General features: G+C 40.3%; 15 protein-coding genes. 14 read left to right on the top strand and 1 reads right to left on the bottom strand.

The features are described from left to right. From METTI_RS08535 to METTI_RS08495, 9 genes are all read left to right on the top strand, one after another. On the top strand, positions 1-873 hold the full coding sequence (locus tag METTI_RS08535) for a hypothetical protein (RefSeq protein ID WP_156916266.1): 873 nt from the start codon (positions 1-3) through the stop codon (positions 871-873). After that, entirely contained in the window at positions 870-1,346 is a 477-nt protein-coding gene (locus METTI_RS08530) for a DUF7266 family protein (RefSeq protein ID WP_023845417.1), read from the top strand. Before METTI_RS08535 ends, METTI_RS08530 begins: the two co-directional genes overlap by 4 nt. A 35-nt stretch (positions 1,347-1,381) precedes the next feature. Continuing rightward, the gene (locus METTI_RS08525) at positions 1,382-2,158 is read left to right on the top strand and encodes a DUF7289 family protein (RefSeq protein WP_023845416.1); all 777 of its coding nucleotides are present in this window, start codon (positions 1,382-1,384) and stop codon (positions 2,156-2,158) included. Positions 2,159-2,182: 24 nt separating this feature from the next. Continuing rightward, positions 2,183-3,631, top strand: coding sequence for a DUF7289 family protein (locus METTI_RS08520; RefSeq protein WP_023845415.1), 1,449 nt, complete (start codon positions 2,183-2,185; stop codon positions 3,629-3,631). A gap of 105 nt (positions 3,632-3,736) precedes the next feature. Beyond that, positions 3,737-4,690, top strand: a complete 954-nt coding sequence (locus METTI_RS08515; RefSeq protein ID WP_156916265.1) for a DUF7287 family protein — start codon at positions 3,737-3,739, stop codon at positions 4,688-4,690. Further along, the gene (locus METTI_RS08510) at positions 4,687-5,208 is read left to right on the top strand and encodes a DUF7288 family protein (protein ID WP_023845413.1); all 522 of its coding nucleotides are present in this window, start codon (positions 4,687-4,689) and stop codon (positions 5,206-5,208) included. Before METTI_RS08515 ends, METTI_RS08510 begins: the two co-directional genes overlap by 4 nt. Further along, complete coding sequence (locus METTI_RS08505) at positions 5,196-5,660, top strand: hypothetical protein (RefSeq protein WP_023845412.1); 465 nt, start codon at positions 5,196-5,198, stop codon at positions 5,658-5,660. Before METTI_RS08510 ends, METTI_RS08505 begins: the two co-directional genes overlap by 13 nt. Then, positions 5,657-6,103, top strand: coding sequence for a hypothetical protein (locus METTI_RS08500; protein ID WP_023845411.1), 447 nt, complete (start codon positions 5,657-5,659; stop codon positions 6,101-6,103). Before METTI_RS08505 ends, METTI_RS08500 begins: the two co-directional genes overlap by 4 nt. Beyond that, entirely contained in the window at positions 6,087-6,821 is a 735-nt protein-coding gene (locus tag METTI_RS08495) for a DUF7289 family protein (RefSeq protein ID WP_023845410.1), read from the top strand. Before METTI_RS08500 ends, METTI_RS08495 begins: the two co-directional genes overlap by 17 nt. 332 nt (positions 6,822-7,153) lie before the next feature. Here the strand turns inward: METTI_RS08495 and METTI_RS08490 are convergent, their stop codons facing one another. Further along, on the bottom strand, positions 7,154-13,051 hold the full coding sequence (locus METTI_RS08490; protein ID WP_023845409.1) for a VWA domain-containing protein: 5,898 nt from the start codon (positions 13,049-13,051) through the stop codon (positions 7,154-7,156). 239 nt (positions 13,052-13,290) lie between these two features. Here METTI_RS08490 and METTI_RS08485 point away from each other — a divergent pair, with 239 nt between their 5' ends. The 5 genes from METTI_RS08485 to METTI_RS08465 are packed head-to-tail and all read left to right on the top strand — an operon-like array spanning position 13,291 to position 16,490. After that, entirely contained in the window at positions 13,291-13,758 is a 468-nt protein-coding gene (locus tag METTI_RS08485; RefSeq protein WP_048135327.1) for a DUF7287 family protein, read from the top strand. A 1-nt stretch (position 13,759) separates the two neighbouring features. Beyond that, on the top strand, positions 13,760-14,365 hold the full coding sequence (locus METTI_RS08480; protein WP_023845407.1) for a DUF7288 family protein: 606 nt from the start codon (positions 13,760-13,762) through the stop codon (positions 14,363-14,365). Between the two features lie 9 nt (positions 14,366-14,374). Next, complete coding sequence (locus METTI_RS08475) at positions 14,375-15,226, top strand: DUF7261 family protein (protein ID WP_023845406.1); 852 nt, start codon at positions 14,375-14,377, stop codon at positions 15,224-15,226. Continuing rightward, positions 15,223-15,699 carry a DUF7266 family protein gene (locus METTI_RS08470; RefSeq protein WP_023845405.1) on the top strand — a complete coding sequence of 159 codons (477 nt, stop codon included), beginning with the start codon at positions 15,223-15,225 and terminating at the stop codon, positions 15,697-15,699. Before METTI_RS08475 ends, METTI_RS08470 begins: the two co-directional genes overlap by 4 nt. 20 nt (positions 15,700-15,719) lie before the next feature. Beyond that, positions 15,720-16,490, top strand: coding sequence for a DUF7289 family protein (locus METTI_RS08465; RefSeq protein ID WP_048135983.1), 771 nt, complete (start codon positions 15,720-15,722; stop codon positions 16,488-16,490). Positions 16,491-16,496 lie beyond the last annotated feature (6 nt).

Here is a 16,496-nt window from a genome sequence, read left to right as displayed (position 1 = left end):
TTGAGATGCAATAGAAAAATAACATCGGATGACAATGCACAACTGCTCCTGGTTGCAGGATTCGCTGTAGGTGTAGGCATAGTCGTGCTGACTATCATGCTGAACAATGTTATATATGCCAGCAACATTGCGTCAGAAGCAAGTATTGATACATCACGATATGATATTGCAAATGCAGCCCAGATGACAACCGAAACTTACGAAGACGCATACAAGTATGCGACTATAAACGGAAGTTTCAATAATGCCGATTTTGAAAATTATCTTGAATCCTACGCTGCTCTGGCTTCAAAGAACTTCGCCATGTCAGGATTCACATTCAAATTTGAAAATAATTCATTAAATGATGCTTACTTTACCCAGAACGGACTGCCTGACGGAAGAGATGACTGGACCATTATAAAGAACATCAACACAACTGATAACCTAGTAGTGGAAATTCCTGATTTATCACTTCTGGGAAACAGTTCTGATATCCTTGTAATATCAGTAACTAACAGTTCAGGACTTTTGTGGTCACTTGAGATGTACAATTCAAGCGGGACCATAAATATTACAGTGTCAGACCATTCTTCAGTAATTGGCACTTACACAGCCTCAAGTCATATTAATGTCACCGGGGACAAAATAGACTTTGCAACACCTGCAAGTTTTAATTTCAACAGCCTGACAGATGGAGGAGATTATTCCATCAATATCCGCAATGGAAGCAGTGCAGTCGGCTATTGTCGCTTTGCAGGAAACCAGACATCAGGTGATCCTTATGTGTTTGCAAGGTACTGGATTGCCAACCCTACAATCGAAATGACTTCCAGTGAAATGAGAATAATCCGCAGAATGCCAGTATCGCTGCCAGGGAGGAATATCTCATGATACGGGACTTCATTGAAGATGAGAATGCGGTATCCATTTCAGTTGGATTCATACTGACATTTACAATCAGTGTCCTGATGATAGTAATGGTGCTTAGTTCATTCTATTCCCTGATGAACGATGCTGAACAGACGGTCATGCATGACGAATTTGAAATACACGGGAATGATATCGCAGTTCGGATAGCAACCATTGACACCATGGTGGGATCCATGACCGATTCAGGAGCATCCGTTGAAGAAATACAATACGAATTTAACATGCCTTCAAGAATTGCAGGCAAACCGTATTCTGTAGAACTGGACAATTCTTCCGGAGACATTGTATTCATTTCTGATAAAAGAGAGCGAACACAGGTGAAAGTACCGTATTTCGCTGAAAATACTGTAGTATCCGCATCCACAGTGGAAAGCATAAAAGGCAATTTTGTGATTGCCTACGACCCTGAAACAAATATCATAATTATCTACTGAAAACATAACAGTCTACTTAAAAATGGGAATTGCAGATGAGAGATAAGAAAAGCCTGAACCGGAATGAAGATGCTGTTTCTGAAGTTGTTGATTTCAGCATCACACTCGGAGTTATGCTCCTTGCAATTGCAGTGATAGCACTTGCAGGATACCCCATGGTCCAGCACATGAAAGAAAACGGACATATGGAGAATATAAAGCAGAGCTTTTCAGTACTCACACCCAACGTAAACAAAATAGTATTCGGAAAAGCGCCATCACAGTCAGTTGAACTGAAATTATATGGTGGTACGATTTACGTAACCGGCAGCAGTTACATGAATATCAGCATGGAACAGTGGAATGAATCTACCTCATCTCTTGAAACAGTATCATACGAAAGACAATTGCGTATGATAGAAAACCAGTATATAGATACTTCAGTTGCTTACGAAAATACCGGTGCATGGGTAAAATACCCTCAGGGACGAGCACTAATGATATCAAAACCTGTTTTTGCATATGACAATAATTCCCTTATCATACCAATGGTAACCATCACAGGTTCAAAAGGAACCTCCGGTTCAGGACTTATCCGCGTGATATCTGATGGTGGTCAGCTTGCAGTTGAAACTTACAATAATGTGTCTAAAGTAGAGATAACGATGTCCAGTGAATACTACGAAGGCTGGAACACATATTTCCAGGAATCTCTGGAAATGGCAAATACATCCGTAAATACCACAACACGGACAATTTACGCAGAAAAAAGCTACAATCCGAACATAGATGTGTTCATAATGGTGTCACCAATGAGTGTGACAGTAGAATAATAAAAACGATACAGGGAGATAAAAATGAAAGATTTCATCAGATCGGATATCGCAGTATCATCGGTAGTTGGAATGATAATGATACTGGCACTTACCATCACATCGGTGAGTGTGATCTTCCTGTATGGAGTTCCTACAATCTATGAAATGGAAGATATGGCAAACGCCCAGAAAGCTGAGCAGGCATTCACAGTACTTGACTCCAGAACAAGTAAGGTAGCCCTTGGTGAGTCCCCAAGCCAGACTACATCCCTTTCCATGATGAGTGGAAAACTCGAAGTAAACGGGAACAACGAATCTTACAATGAAAGCCAGATAGTTGTAATCTCGGTGGATATTGATGCTGCATGGTATAACAGTTTCAAACAAAACAGATACAGATGGCAGGGGTGGAAAGACTACACTGCAAATCCGGGAATGAACGAATTCAATGCTTCCATGGGAAACATCGTTTACAGGGATAATGACAGAATTATCGGTTATGAAGGAGGAGGAGTTTGGTCAATGTATCCTTCCGGAAAATCCGTTATGATCTCACCTCCGGAATTCCACTATAACGGTGAGACACTCACACTCCCTATTATGAAAGTTGAAGGAAACGCATTGCACACCGGAAATCAGGATGTTGATATAACTGTCAGTTCTAATAACATGCCTGTTGTACTTTATCCGGACCCGGGGTCGGACTCCAGAAGAACAAATCCACTTACATCTGATAAAGTTATAATCTACATCAAGAGTGATTTCTATCATGCATGGGCAGAATATGCGAACACCCTTGCATATGCCACTGCTGAAACGGATGAGGCTAACAAGACTGCTATTGTCGAACTGGAAGTCATCCCTGCAATGGGAAAAGATACATTGAAGACTGCGTTTAAAGTTGGTTCTGTTAATCCTACTAACCCAGAACCAATCTACAATTTCTCCTTTGACCTTGAAGCCAGGGCATCCCAGGGCCTTAATCCGAGTAATTACCAGATAACCGCTACATCCGGCACAAAGACTCTCACATACATTGTTGCAAAAAAGGGTGGTGCTAATCAGCTGCTTGTCGATGTTGAATATGAGGACACCGCAGTGGGCATGGTTGAAACGTGGGAGAACAATGGTATTTTCGTAGTGAGCGGTTCAAATGAAGATCAATCATCAATTGTTGACTTGCTTTCAAAAACCTACACATTGGAATATGATGAAAACAGCGATTTCTCGTGGGACAATGATTCGACTACCAGCCTTGGACCAAACGTAGATTATTCTAAAGGCGATATTATGCCACTCTATAATCTGACGCAGCATTATATGAAACTGATAACAATGGATGGTTCTGTAGTTTTTAATCTCCAGCAGCCAGGGCATTCTGACCCGGTGGATTATGACGCATCAACTCTTACATTATACTATGACGGAATGCCCGGAAGCATAACATACCTCCACGTGAGCAGAAATGATCTTTCAGTAAACCTGGATTAAAAATATCACAAATACTCAAAAGAGTGCATTGTTGCACATACTAAACAGCATATGATTTATTTTTAACAAATTGCTTTTATATTATAGAGTCCATACATTGGAAGGATGATGGATAACAAGGGTCAAATTGCGGTTGACTTCCTTCTTGGAATATCGTTATTCCTTATTGCCCTGACCTTTACAGTGCAATTCATACCGGGTATGTTCATGTCAGGCTCAGCAGGCGAAAGTAGTCTGGATTATACCGCATACCGCACGGCCACCGTCCTTGTGGAAGATACGGGATGGTGGGCAAACAGTACAAGTAGTGGAACTGACTGGGAAGAGCATCCTGCTAATATTATGAGAATAGGACTTGCTGTTGACGATGATCCCAGTTCAAAGCTCACAAACAGCCCAAACATCATTTCAAGGAATAAAACATTACAAATGATGAATGTTGATGACACCACTTTCATTGAAATGATGGGACTCTACAACAACGTCGATGACACTCCTTTTCACTATGGTTATAATATTTCATTTATACAGGATGGAAATATCCTGATACTAAACAATACCAGTATAATCAGAGGACAGATAATCCCGGAATATCAGGAAAGCACAAAGATAACACGTATAGTCCTAATGGAAAAAAGCAGCATTGCAAGCTTTCATGGTGACGATCTGACAAGTGAGACGGCAAACACAGCTACCATCAATATAACAGGTCCTTTTACAGAGAATATCACAATTCAGATAAGTGACCTGAATCTTACAGGTTCATCTACATTCCTTAATGCAAGCCTGGATGGCACAATATTAAAACAGCCATCAAATTATACCGTGTGTAAAATGAATGGATGGGAAAAAGCATCCTTCAACGGAACATTATCTTCTGACGATGTCCTGTCTTTTAATTTTGATAAGGAACTTTTCAGTTCATCCTCAGAATACAGACTTGACCTTGAGTTTAGGAATGTAACACTTCCTACACCCGGGCCTCCTTTTACAAATTACAACGATGAAAATAGCACACATTACGAGCCTGCCTACCTTGTTGTGGAGGTGTGGGAATGAACAATAAAGCACAACTACATACCCTTGAGGGTTTGGGTGCAGCCGTCCTGATGACACTTACAATACTTACTATCACACAAAGTACAATGATTGTCACACCGCAGAACGAGCTTGCAATTGATGTGCATCTTGAACAGATAAGTTCTGATGCTCTTACTGTAATGGATATCAACCCTGTGGGATCTGACCAGTGGAACCTGACAGAATGCATTGCAAGCTGGGATATGAGTGAAGCAAGTTACCCCAATAATATGGTCGGGAATCTGGATGAACTGGACGGTGGACTTCAGTATCTTTTACCGGATACATTGTACAATGTGGATCTGGCATACATCGAAGGAGATGAATTGAAGGTTAGAAATGCTATCATTAAAGGTCCTGCCGGCAAAAATGCAGTGGTTGCCAGACATTTTGTAACGCTCACAAATGAGACTGTGTCCGAGATGGGAGGAAACTGGAATCTTGGAGATACTGAACTGAGAGTTGTAGAAGTGAGGTTGACAACATGGAAAGTCTGAGAAAAGATACAAAAGGACAGTGGATAGCACTTTCAGGTCTTGTCATATCGCTTATACTCATAGGGCTTGCTGTTCTGGCAAACCAGGCAATCCTTGCAGGTTATCATTCATCTAATGCGGCCCTGGAATTTCCCAAAGAGAATATAAGGGAACTAAACCTGCACACCCATGACAATGCCCAGACAATCAGGGATATGGCATTTTACATGAACAGTACGACCAATGAAACAATTCCTGTTGCCTTTGAGCAATTGTTTGACAATTACAGCATTCAAATGAAAAAGCTATATGCAGTTCACGGAGAAGTCGTAGATGTCACTTTTGTGTCAGTTAATTCCACAAGCGGGAATTATACTATGAATGACATTGACCTGGTACATGTAAACATCAATTACTATGATGGAACCACTCATTATGTGGCTGAACCGGAGATTATAGAGGTGAAGAAATGAAGCGGTTCTTTGCTGATGAGAAAGGAGTGTCACTTCTGTTTGAATACATTCTTTTTTCCCTTATATGTATTGGATTTTTTATGATAGTGAGCGTCAATTCAGATGAGATATTCATGCAGACACCAAACGAGGTTGTGATGCAGAACGAGATGAGCGACATCGGAAACATGATGAGCACAATGATTACGGATATGTACATCATTCTTCCGGCAAACGGGAGAATTGAAACGCAATATAACATCCCGCCAAAAGTTGGCACTGAAACATACATCATTGAAGCAGACGTAAATTCTGCAAGTGGCCAGATAATTGAACTGGTATCATCAGATTCCGGAAAGAGAGTAAGAGTTACAATTGCTGGAATTGCCAAGGAAATGGCAATCGAAGGAACTGTAACAAGTAGTTCAACAAATCATATGATCAGCTATGACTCGAGAAGATAGAACAAACGCAGCAGTTTCCGAAACACTTGGATATATCCTGTTATTTGCAATTGTCACCCTGTCCATGGGAGTTATCTATGCCATAGGATACCCGGCACTGCAAAGCAATATGGACGCAAACGTATTTGAAAGCGCAGAACAGAATTTCATTGTGCTGCAAAGTAATATGGAGAGAGTTGCCTTTGACCAGACACCTGTTAAAGTGCTTAAATTGAAACTCCAGGCTTCTTCTATAGCTGTCACCAACGAGTCTTCCATATCTGTGGCCTATGACGGGAATCACATGGAGCCATATCCCACTGGCGAAATTGTGTTTTCAAAAGATGAAAAGACAATAGCCTATGAAATAGGAAGTGTCTTCAAAAAGTATCCCAGTGAAGCCTCAGTGATGGTTTCAGAACCGCCCATATATGTCACTTCACTTGATAATACCAATGTGACAAATATAGGTATTGTGTCATTGAATGGAAACTCACAGATGGGCGGAAAAGGAATTGCTACAATTAACCTCAGACACAATTCAAGCAACATGAGTATGAGCAATTCAACCACCAATGTCAGTGTGCTTATCAACAGCACCCACGCGTTCAAATGGGAGGAATACCTCGGTGAAATGGGATTTACTGTTGACAATGTAACTGAATCAAGTGTTAATGCACATATCAACAATACCATGCTTATCATGAGCAATCACGTTGTAGATGTGGACATATCCTGAATTAGATCTTAAAACCAGGAATACAGGAAATCCGGTCTGCAATGCAAACCGGATGCTTTACTTTTTTTTAATTTGGTGTTTAGGGTTTAAAATGGAATTACTATTGTCTTCTTTTTATGGTTGGCTGAACACAGCAAATCCCGATTAAAACTGAAGTATCTTTTATGGAAAAACATAATCGCAGGGTATATCAAATACTAAAAAGCATCACTAAATAATTAGACTAAAACAAAAAAGAAAAGAAGCACTGACATACCAGTAGCTTCAGTATGGATTACAAATATCAGAATATCCGGATATTCTTACCCGGATATCTGATTCTCAGCTTCAAATCAACTTATGCTGATTGTTCCTTTTGGCCTTATAGACAGAACATCCCTTGCAACAAGGACATCACTCATGTTGTTGATATTATAGGCATATGCAGTAATGTAAGCTCTTCCGGCAATGGCACTGCTAAATTCCACTGTATCTGAACCTACAACTGTAACATTTATTGGGTTCTCATTGCTGCCGAAATATCCGATATTACTGTAAAGATATACAAACGCATAACTTGAATTGCCCAATGTATCTTCAAGGGTGAGTGTAAGAGTTGTACTGTTGTCTATTTTCATTATGGAATCATCGGACACCATTTTCAGGTTTCCCAGTGAATAGGAACTAACACTGGCTGCCCCACCACCAACATTGGCTGCTCCACCACCACCTACTACGACAGTGATATTCTCACCACTAAGGTCAGTGTATGTTACAGTTGAAGTTGGCATGATAATTGGTACATAACCTGCACCATCTACTCTCATTTGGTACCATATACCCCACTTGTCTCCTGGACCCATGTTAGGCAGCTGCCATTCCATTGTGGAGGTAGTACCTGATGTTGTAACAGTAGGTTCTGCATTTCCTGTTGCAGGTGCTGTGGGTATATCAAAGTGTGTCAGGTTCCCTGTAGTGGAATTACTGCTTCCTGATTGATATGTTGCTTTTGCAACTGCCAGGGGAGTCACATAGTTGTATGGAACACGTAGATCCAGCACAGGACCGCCTGCAGAGAAATTTGTAATCTGCATGGCAATTCCCTGGAAAATTTCTTTCAGGACACTGGAGTTAGGTGCAAAGTAGTATTCACCGCCCGTGATGGTTGCAATTTCTTCAAGAATTGGATCTACTTCTGATTCACTATTACCGAACCCAACAGTGTAGATTACCGTATTGTTATCCCGGGCCCTGTATGCTTCTTCCAGCAATGAATGATAACCTGCATTGTCAAGTCCGTCTGTCATAATGACTATGGTGGAATTTCCATCTGCAGATGACAATTCATTATTAGCAAGATAAAGACCTTCATCAATTGCTGTAAGCCCATCAGCAGTAATAGTATCGATTGCATTTTCCAGATGTGACAGGGAATCGTTTTCAAATGTGGAAGTTACACTACCTGTCCACTCATTCCATGAAACAGGAGTTGCTACAGGCGTCTGGTCAGTATCACTGAAAACAATATCAAAGCACTCATAATACCTGGTAGATGATGTTTCAACCTCTGTAACTATATCCCATGATGAACCGTCCCATCTCTGGATATTAAGATCATTACTACCATCCGAAGTCATAAGGAAGATGGCATCAGATGAAGGATCAGGAGTCAACTGAACCCAGCGTGTATAACCACTACTTCCTATGGCATATGTTGATGATTCTGAACTCCAGGTGCTGCCATCCCATGTTCTGTATTTAGGAACCGGGCTATCTTCACCCCATACAATGATACCTGTACCACTGTTCTCTTCAAATGCAACATCCACAGACCTTCTACTGTATTCATAAACATCCCTCTCTACTCTGAAAGGCGATTCCCAGGAAGAACCATCCCAATCTGTTACATAAACATCGTATGACCTGTCTTCTGTAGCAAGAAGAATCCGGTCTGAGTTTGGATCTGCTGCCATCTTTACCCAGTAAACATAGTCTGAATAAGAGTACATTGTTGTTTCTGAATTCCATGAGCTGCCACTCCATATGCGATATTTCATGTGGCCATCATAGTCAGCCCAGGCAACTATTGCTCTTCCTGAGTTCTGTTCATACATGACATCGAAGCACTGGTAGCTTTCAATTACGACATCATCGGTCAATTCTATCTGATTACCCCAGGAAGAACCATCCCATACCTGGGCACAGAGATCATACTTGTCATCCATTGTCACAAGTATCATTTCATCTGAATTCGGATTTGCTTCAAGCCGAACCCATCTTACATTACCTTTGCCTTCGTTGTTACTGTATACAAGAGACTCTGAACTCCATGAAGAACCGTCCCATACACGATAAAGTGGGACACCATCGTCTTCTCCCATATCCATATAAGTTATTATTGCATCCCCGGATACCTGTTCGTATTTCAGGTCAAAACCTCTCTGACCATAAGACTCAAGATTACTTGAGAACTGATCGACTGCACCCCAGGAAGAACCATCCCATATCTGGACATTGACATCATAACTGTCATCAGATGTTGCCATAATTATTTCTGATTCTGTTGGACTTGATTCCAGGGCCACATAAACCGGACTGGCACCTACATAATTAGCAGAAGTCTCTGAAGACCAGTCGCTACCGTCCCATGTTCTTACCTTTGGAGTACCGCCACCTCCTCCACTGTCATAATAAGCTGTCATTACAGTGTCAATCTCAGTTGTGGAAACATTTACAGTAAACTTTGTGTCTGTCTGAGCTCCGGCACCTTTGGAAACATCAATATTGTAGGTATCTCCTGCGGAAAGCAATGCTGAAACTTCACAGTAACTTGTACCTGTTGCTGATGAAAGAGCATCGATTCCATCATAGAGAGTTACGTTCACTGTGGTAGAATCATCCCATGATACGTTGAATATGTAATATCCATCTGTATCAGGAGTGAAGTAACCAACCCACGTACTGTTAGCCAGCACATAACTTGTCTGGCTGTCACTTGAAACTACATCCTCGTAACTATAAAGAGCAAGTCCCGCACTGTCGCCTCTTGTTTCGTCAAAGCTTGACATAAAGGCATGTGAAGACAACTGTGTTGCACTCTTTTTGTCGATGTAAGTTGTAATTGTGAAATCTTCTGAAGAAGTTCCAGATACAGTAATCGTCCAGTCGCCTTTCTCTACTGTATCCCCATCGTCATCAGGGTAAACATATGACAAGGGATGAATCCATATATATTCGGACGTGTCATCCGGATAGTAACCTGTTGTGTTATCATCATATCCGTAAATAGTTCCAGATGGACTTGTCAGTTTAAGATTTAGGTCATTACTACTGTTATCCCAATCTAGCTGAACTTTCAGATCATTAATTGTTTCGTTGATAAGGATCGTAGTCTCATAAGGCTCCATCAGGTCGAATGAACAGTCGTATCCACTTCCATCCAGATATACTCTGTCCGAATAAGATTGGACTGTGACCCCATTCCAGAGAATTTCGAAATCCTGTACGGCATTTGTATAGCTACCACCAGTGATAACCGAATAATAATCATAAAAAGAAACTGTATTACTTCCTGGTTGGACATAGCTGGATATATCATACTCATGAATGGAAAGGTCATCATTATTGTCGGGAGTGTCAGAAGAAGGAATCAACACCAAATTGTTCCCGTTTACTTTAACAAGACATTCACCTGCATTTGAACCTCCATAGTTTGAACCTGCATTAAATGTATAATCAAGATCATATCCTTTAAATTTTAATGTAACATTGTCTACAGAGGAGGGAGTTGAAAGTGAATCCTCAAAAGTATAATCATAAGGTGTGAAACCTTCAACACCATACTCTATCTCAGACACATCGTAATCGCTTAATTCCTGGGATATCGTAGCATAGATTTCACTGAGATCGGAACTATCGGGAGCGTTATAGTAAGTGCCTCCGGTTTCTGATGCGATGTGACGCAGCAGGGCTTCATCAAGACTGCTTCCAAGTCCTATTGTATGGATAGTCACACCATTGGCATTTGCATAGGCTATGGCATTTTCACCATCCTGGTCTGTACCTGAATTTGTTTCTCCGTCAGTCAGGACGATCATTACTTTTCTGGCACTTAAACGGCCATGATTAATAAGAAGGTCATTTGCATCTGCCATACCTTCTCCCATGGCAGTATATCCCCCGTCAGATATTGAATCTATGGCACTTTTCACGGATACTTTATTGTTATAATCATTGAGCAGTGTCATGTCCTTGTTCACACCGCTTGAACTTGCAAATGAAACAATACCAACCTCTGAGTTTGAGACAAGGTTATCAGTGAACTCTTTTGCCGCATCCCTTGCATCCTGAATAGGGGTTCCTGACATACTTCCGGAACGGTCAATGACAAGAACAACGTCAAGGGGACTTCCTGCATAATAGTCCGGATCCATACTGCCAGAACGGTCAAGCACAAGCATTGCACTTGCTGCCGGTCTTACAATTGGCAGTTCACCTTCTATAGAGATTTCAGTTGTAATATTCACAATAGAACCTGAGTTTACTGATGTAGGACTTACAGCCAGTTTAACACTAAGGAAAGGTTCAGCTTTGACACTGATATTGGTCAGCATTGTCACATTCCCGCTAATTGCCTGAATACTTGTGTTACCGGACACGTTTCCGGAAAACAGTCCGGATATGCGGCCTTCTGAATCGGTTGTGGCGTTTATTAAATTAGTATCATTGTAACCATTTATTGTTAGTGTTCCTACTGTTGTATTTGTATTGTTGAACAGAACATGGATATTCGGAAGAGTATGACCCCATTCATCCAGGGCCACCAATGTTATGTTAGCATCATGATTTCCATTCAAGTCCTGGGAAAGAACTGCACCTGGATTTGCATAGAAGTCCATTGAATCAAGAGCTCCTGCTGTAAAATAAAGAGAAGTACTGTTTGTGAAATTAGTATAACCTGATTCATTCCTATAGGTTGCAGTTACCGAAAGTGATTCGATGTAAGGTGTTGGGCCGACAACAGTGTTTGCACTTCCCTGGCTATTCAATGGCACCAGCACAATACTTCCACCATCAGTTCTGAACTGAACCTGCTCTTTGATAGGAGTTGAAAGTGGCAATATTGGATTCATAAATTGATCCACTGGCCTGGCCGAAAGGGTGTAACGATCCTCATTGTTTGAAAGAGCGTACTCAGGAGTGTAGCTCAAAAAGAAGTAATCGATTAGATCTGCTGTTCCTGTTATAGTGACATTATGCTCAAGTGATGTGTTCAGGACATTGATGGTGACAATATTTCCGCCTGCCCTTTTGTCGGTTGTAAATGTGTTTGGAACTATACCGCTTGAGTCTGTAGTACCATTATAAGATGACAGGTGAGCTGAATTATAGACGTTGGGACTGTTATAAACAGTATCTTCGGGTGATGTTACTGAAAAACTAATGTTGACATTTTCTATCGGATTGGAAAAAGAATCGTAAACAATAGCAGATATGTTGGAACTGGTGTTTACCGTGTATTCTTTGTCATATATGACTTTCATAAGTCCTGGTGAACCAGGGATAATATCAAGGTATGTGGTGTTTGTAACTGAACCAACTGTTGAGTAGATGGTGATGTTACCGGCAACCGTGCAGTTAAAGGAGAGAAGGAAATCGTCGGATGGTGATGCAACGTAAGTAACGTTTCTTTCGGTAGAACTTGCATTCAGGTGGGATACTGTTGAAGCATCAACATACATCTCCAGGTCGTGTAAAGGAACGCCAAAGATATCTTTCACTATTATATTCAGATTTACCGGTGTGCTGTAGTTGATATTCCCCAGCGTGTCGGTTGGTGAAAATGTAATGTTTGTAATATTACCTGCCGTGTTCTGAGATTGATCAGCATGGACTGTTATAGATAATACGGATAATGGAGAAAAGGTTACAGTTGTCTGGTTAGAGACATTACCGGCACTTGCATTAACATGGGCTGTGCCTGATACTGTCGAATTTATACTTACTTCAGCCATACCGGATGAATTTGAATAAACTGAAGGGAAACTAAGTACACCAAGATCCGTTGTGAAGTTTACCAGTGCATTATTCACAGGAGTTCCATTGTCTGATATTAATACACTTATGTTGACCGCTTCTGCGGCATTACCCTGTACATCAGTTGTGAGAAATTCGACATCCAGCGCTAAAGCAGAGATTGAAAAGATGATAAATATCAAGAGAAAGTATGTTACTTTTTTTAAGAATACCATTAAGCCACCACATCATTGTTTTTTTGTCACCACAAAAAATAGATTTTAGTTTTTCAAATAAATCCATTATATCGTCTTTTTATGGCAGTAATAATATAAGACTTTTTGTATATTGAATACCTGTGTTATTTTGCACATATCCCCATATATAAAGAATCTCAAGATCTTGGTCTTCTTTAGATGAAATCTGTGAAGATATCGTTATATAATACAAATACAATTATAAAAATGGGGATTTTTTGGATAATCGCGGACAGATGCAAATAGACTACATAATAGGAATATCAATATTCCTGACCAGTATTATTTTCCTATTTTCATATACTTCAGGTTTATTCCTGCCCTTTCAGTCAAACTCCGACGAAATTACCCTGATTGCAGACAGAATATCTACCAACATCGTAGAACAGGAACTCAGTGCCCGGGAACCCGGACATATAACCATTCTTGACGGAAAAAAGGTCTCTACCTTTTTCTCAGAAATAAATAGTAATTACGGTGGAATTCTCAATTTTTACGGATTAAACGGTACGTACCTGCGCTATGACATGAATGTCACAATAGAGAATGAGACCAGCATATTATATTCCGGTGGGAAACAGCTTCCGCAGTACAGCAATATTGCACAGACTAAAAGAGTAATAATGTTAAAGGATGAAACCACGGAAAACTCATCTGTGGCCGTTCTCTCTGTGAGAGTGTGGTAACATGAAGAGAAGATCATTTTCCATTGGGAAAAACTATGTGGCTCAGATTTATACCCTTGAAGCCCTGATTGCTGCCACTATAATTGTTGGCGTACTCATATTCTCAATCCAGGCTACTTCACTTACACCTCTTACATCCTCAACTGCTAATGCTCACGTGGAAACTCATCTTTATACTATAGGACAGGACATTCTTAATTCACTGGACTACTCACAGAATGATGAAGACTCTGATCTCAAAAAAGACATACTCAACTGGGATGGAGATTCTTACAGCTGGAACAGTGTGACCTATGTACGCACTAATAAAACACTGGTCAACAGCTCAACAGCAGACATGCTTGAAACAATAATTGTTCCAAGAGGAATTGCACATAATGTCGAAATCACCTGGATAGACAACAACGGCAATACAATTGTTTTACCTTACATATACAACGGGGAACCATCAAACAATGCAGTCGTTGTTTCAAAAAAAGTGTTACTTTCTGATTCTGATATGCAAACGCCTTCACAGTTTGCAACGACAACAGGAATAGGAGATATGGACACAAATACTGACTTTTACAGTCTGATAGATGTCAGGTTAACGTTGTGGAGGATGTGAGGTGTTAGCATGAGAAAAAAAGACGACTCTGCGCAGATGATATTGATTGCCAGCTTTGCCATTGGTATGGCTGTAGTCGTATTGACACTTATGTTAAACAGCATTATCTTTGCCAGCAATACTGCTTCGGAATCAAATGTAGAAACTAATGTTTATGATTATTCAAATGCGGTTCAGATTACTGTTGATGCCTATGAGAAAGCTTATTCTTACTCATATAACGGATCTGTAAATAATACAGAGTTCAACGATTACATTGATGCTTTTTCCAGAAAAATGACCGAAAGTAGTGCATTTTCCGGAGTTATTTATACTTTAGAGCACGGAAACTTCCATAAGCCTTACTTTACACAGAATGGACTTATTGATGGGAATGTTAACTGGACAGTGATTGAAAGAGTAAATTACACTGATACTTTTTTGATGGCAATTAATTCTTCAGCATTTAGTAATAGTACGCAATTTTCTGTGGAAGCTTTTAACCAATCCGGAACAATCTGGTCTGCAGAGTTTGAAAAATCCGGAACAGGTGTGAATATTAGTGTCACAGACGGATTAACTGTGCTTGACACTTACAGTAGCAGCAGCGGGGAACTGAATATCAGTTCAGACCTTGTAGACGGAAGTTCTTATTTTAATTATTATTTTAACAATAAAACTGCTGGAAAAACATACAGCTTACGCATTATTAACGGAAATGTCACAACAGGCACTTTCCTGATTGCAGGTGATACAGTAAGCGGAAACAAATTTGAGATAGAGAGAATTGATGTCATCAAAGCAAGGATAGAGATGAATAAAAATGGCAATCTCAAGATGGACGCATTGATACCAATCACATTACCAAAAGGGCAAGCATGAAAAAAAGAATAACAGATGATGAAAATGCAGTATCCATTTCAGTTGGAACTGTCCTTATGCTTTCAATAACAGTGATTACACTGGTTGTTGTGATTGGTTCTTTCTACACGATGATGGACAGGCACGAACATGCTGTCACACGTGACCAGTTTGAGATTCATGGAAATGATATGGCACTGCAAATATCGAATATAGATACAGCAGTTCAAATAACTAATAACTATGGCGGAAAGGCTGAAAATATCAGTTATCAGTTTTCATTGCCACCCACAATTGCAAGACATCAGTATTCTATTGAACTCTCAAACAGCACCAGGGAAATTATATTCAGATCACAGAGCGGGCCCGGAACTGAAGTGAAGGTAACATACGTTACATCAACTACAGGTGTTGCCTCTAATAAAATATACAGCGGACAGGATTATTTTGAGCTGTATTATGATGCAAATTCAAATTTAATAGGAATCAGATGAGAGCAAAAAGAAGTGTTGGAATGAAAAGAAGGAATCTGGAATCTGACGATGCGGTGTCTGAATTAGTAGATTTCAGCATAATATTAAGTATTATCCTGCTGGCAACAGCGATTATTGTGGTTGCCGGATATCCACTCATTCAGCACCTGCAGGAAAACCAGCATTCAGAGAATATAGTACAGAGTTTCCAGGTTCTTGCTCCAAATATCAACAAGGTTGTCAAAGGTAGTGCACCTTCCCAATCTATTGAACTGAAAATGTACGGTGGGTCGCTTTCAGTAACAAGTGTAAGTTATATGGAAATTAACATGAAGGTCTGGAACGCATCAAATGGCTCTTATGATACTGAAACATTCGCAAAACATATTGGAACGATAGAAAACAACTACAAGGACACTTATGTTTGTTATGAAAACACCGGGATCTGGTCGAAGTACCAGAACGGGCATTCATTAATGAAACTGGAACCTTTGTTTAGTTTTTCAGATAATGTACTTTTGATACCATGTTCAAGTTTGTCCGGCAGTTCCAGCCTGTCCGGGACAGGACTTGTGAGTGTAACTGCAAACGGTGGCAGAAGAACAATAGAGAGATACTACAATGTATCTCAGGTCAATATCTCAATCAAAAGTGATTATTTTGAAGCATGGGAAAAATACCTGAATGAAAGTATGGAGATGCCAGTCGAAAATGTAGATAGGACAAATAGCACAGTCAGTACCAGCAGAGATTATCCATCAAATATTGACGTGTTTATTGTTGAAGCCCCTATGCATATCACAATTAATTGAAAGGAT

It is taken from the genome of Methanolobus tindarius DSM 2278 (genome assembly GCF_000504205.1).
In the GTDB taxonomy this organism is placed as follows: domain Archaea; phylum Halobacteriota; class Methanosarcinia; order Methanosarcinales; family Methanosarcinaceae; genus Methanolobus; species Methanolobus tindarius.
The sequence above is the reverse complement of the archived record's forward strand: the minus strand, read 5'-3'. Positions and strand labels throughout refer to the sequence as shown.

Coding starts and splice junctions, on each gene's coding strand:
- METTI_RS08510 (WP_023845413.1), top strand. CDS start 4,687: ATGAACAATAAAGCACAACTACATACCCTTGAGGGTTTGGGTGCAGCC.
- METTI_RS08530 (WP_023845417.1), top strand. CDS start 870: ATGATACGGGACTTCATTGAAGATGAGAATGCGGTATCCATTTCAGTT.
- METTI_RS08470 (WP_023845405.1), top strand. CDS start 15,223: ATGAAAAAAAGAATAACAGATGATGAAAATGCAGTATCCATTTCAGTT.
- METTI_RS08515 (WP_156916265.1), top strand. CDS start 3,737: ATGATGGATAACAAGGGTCAAATTGCGGTTGACTTCCTTCTTGGAATA.
- METTI_RS08480 (WP_023845407.1), top strand. CDS start 13,760: ATGAAGAGAAGATCATTTTCCATTGGGAAAAACTATGTGGCTCAGATT.
- METTI_RS08475 (WP_023845406.1), top strand. CDS start 14,375: ATGAGAAAAAAAGACGACTCTGCGCAGATGATATTGATTGCCAGCTTT.
- METTI_RS08465 (WP_048135983.1), top strand. CDS start 15,720: ATGAAAAGAAGGAATCTGGAATCTGACGATGCGGTGTCTGAATTAGTA.
- METTI_RS08495 (WP_023845410.1), top strand. CDS start 6,087: ATGACTCGAGAAGATAGAACAAACGCAGCAGTTTCCGAAACACTTGGA.
- METTI_RS08520 (WP_023845415.1), top strand. CDS start 2,183: ATGAAAGATTTCATCAGATCGGATATCGCAGTATCATCGGTAGTTGGA.
- METTI_RS08500 (WP_023845411.1), top strand. CDS start 5,657: ATGAAGCGGTTCTTTGCTGATGAGAAAGGAGTGTCACTTCTGTTTGAA.
- METTI_RS08525 (WP_023845416.1), top strand. CDS start 1,382: ATGAGAGATAAGAAAAGCCTGAACCGGAATGAAGATGCTGTTTCTGAA.
- METTI_RS08505 (WP_023845412.1), top strand. CDS start 5,196: ATGGAAAGTCTGAGAAAAGATACAAAAGGACAGTGGATAGCACTTTCA.
- METTI_RS08490 (WP_023845409.1), bottom strand. CDS start 13,051: ATGGTATTCTTAAAAAAAGTAACATACTTTCTCTTGATATTTATCATC.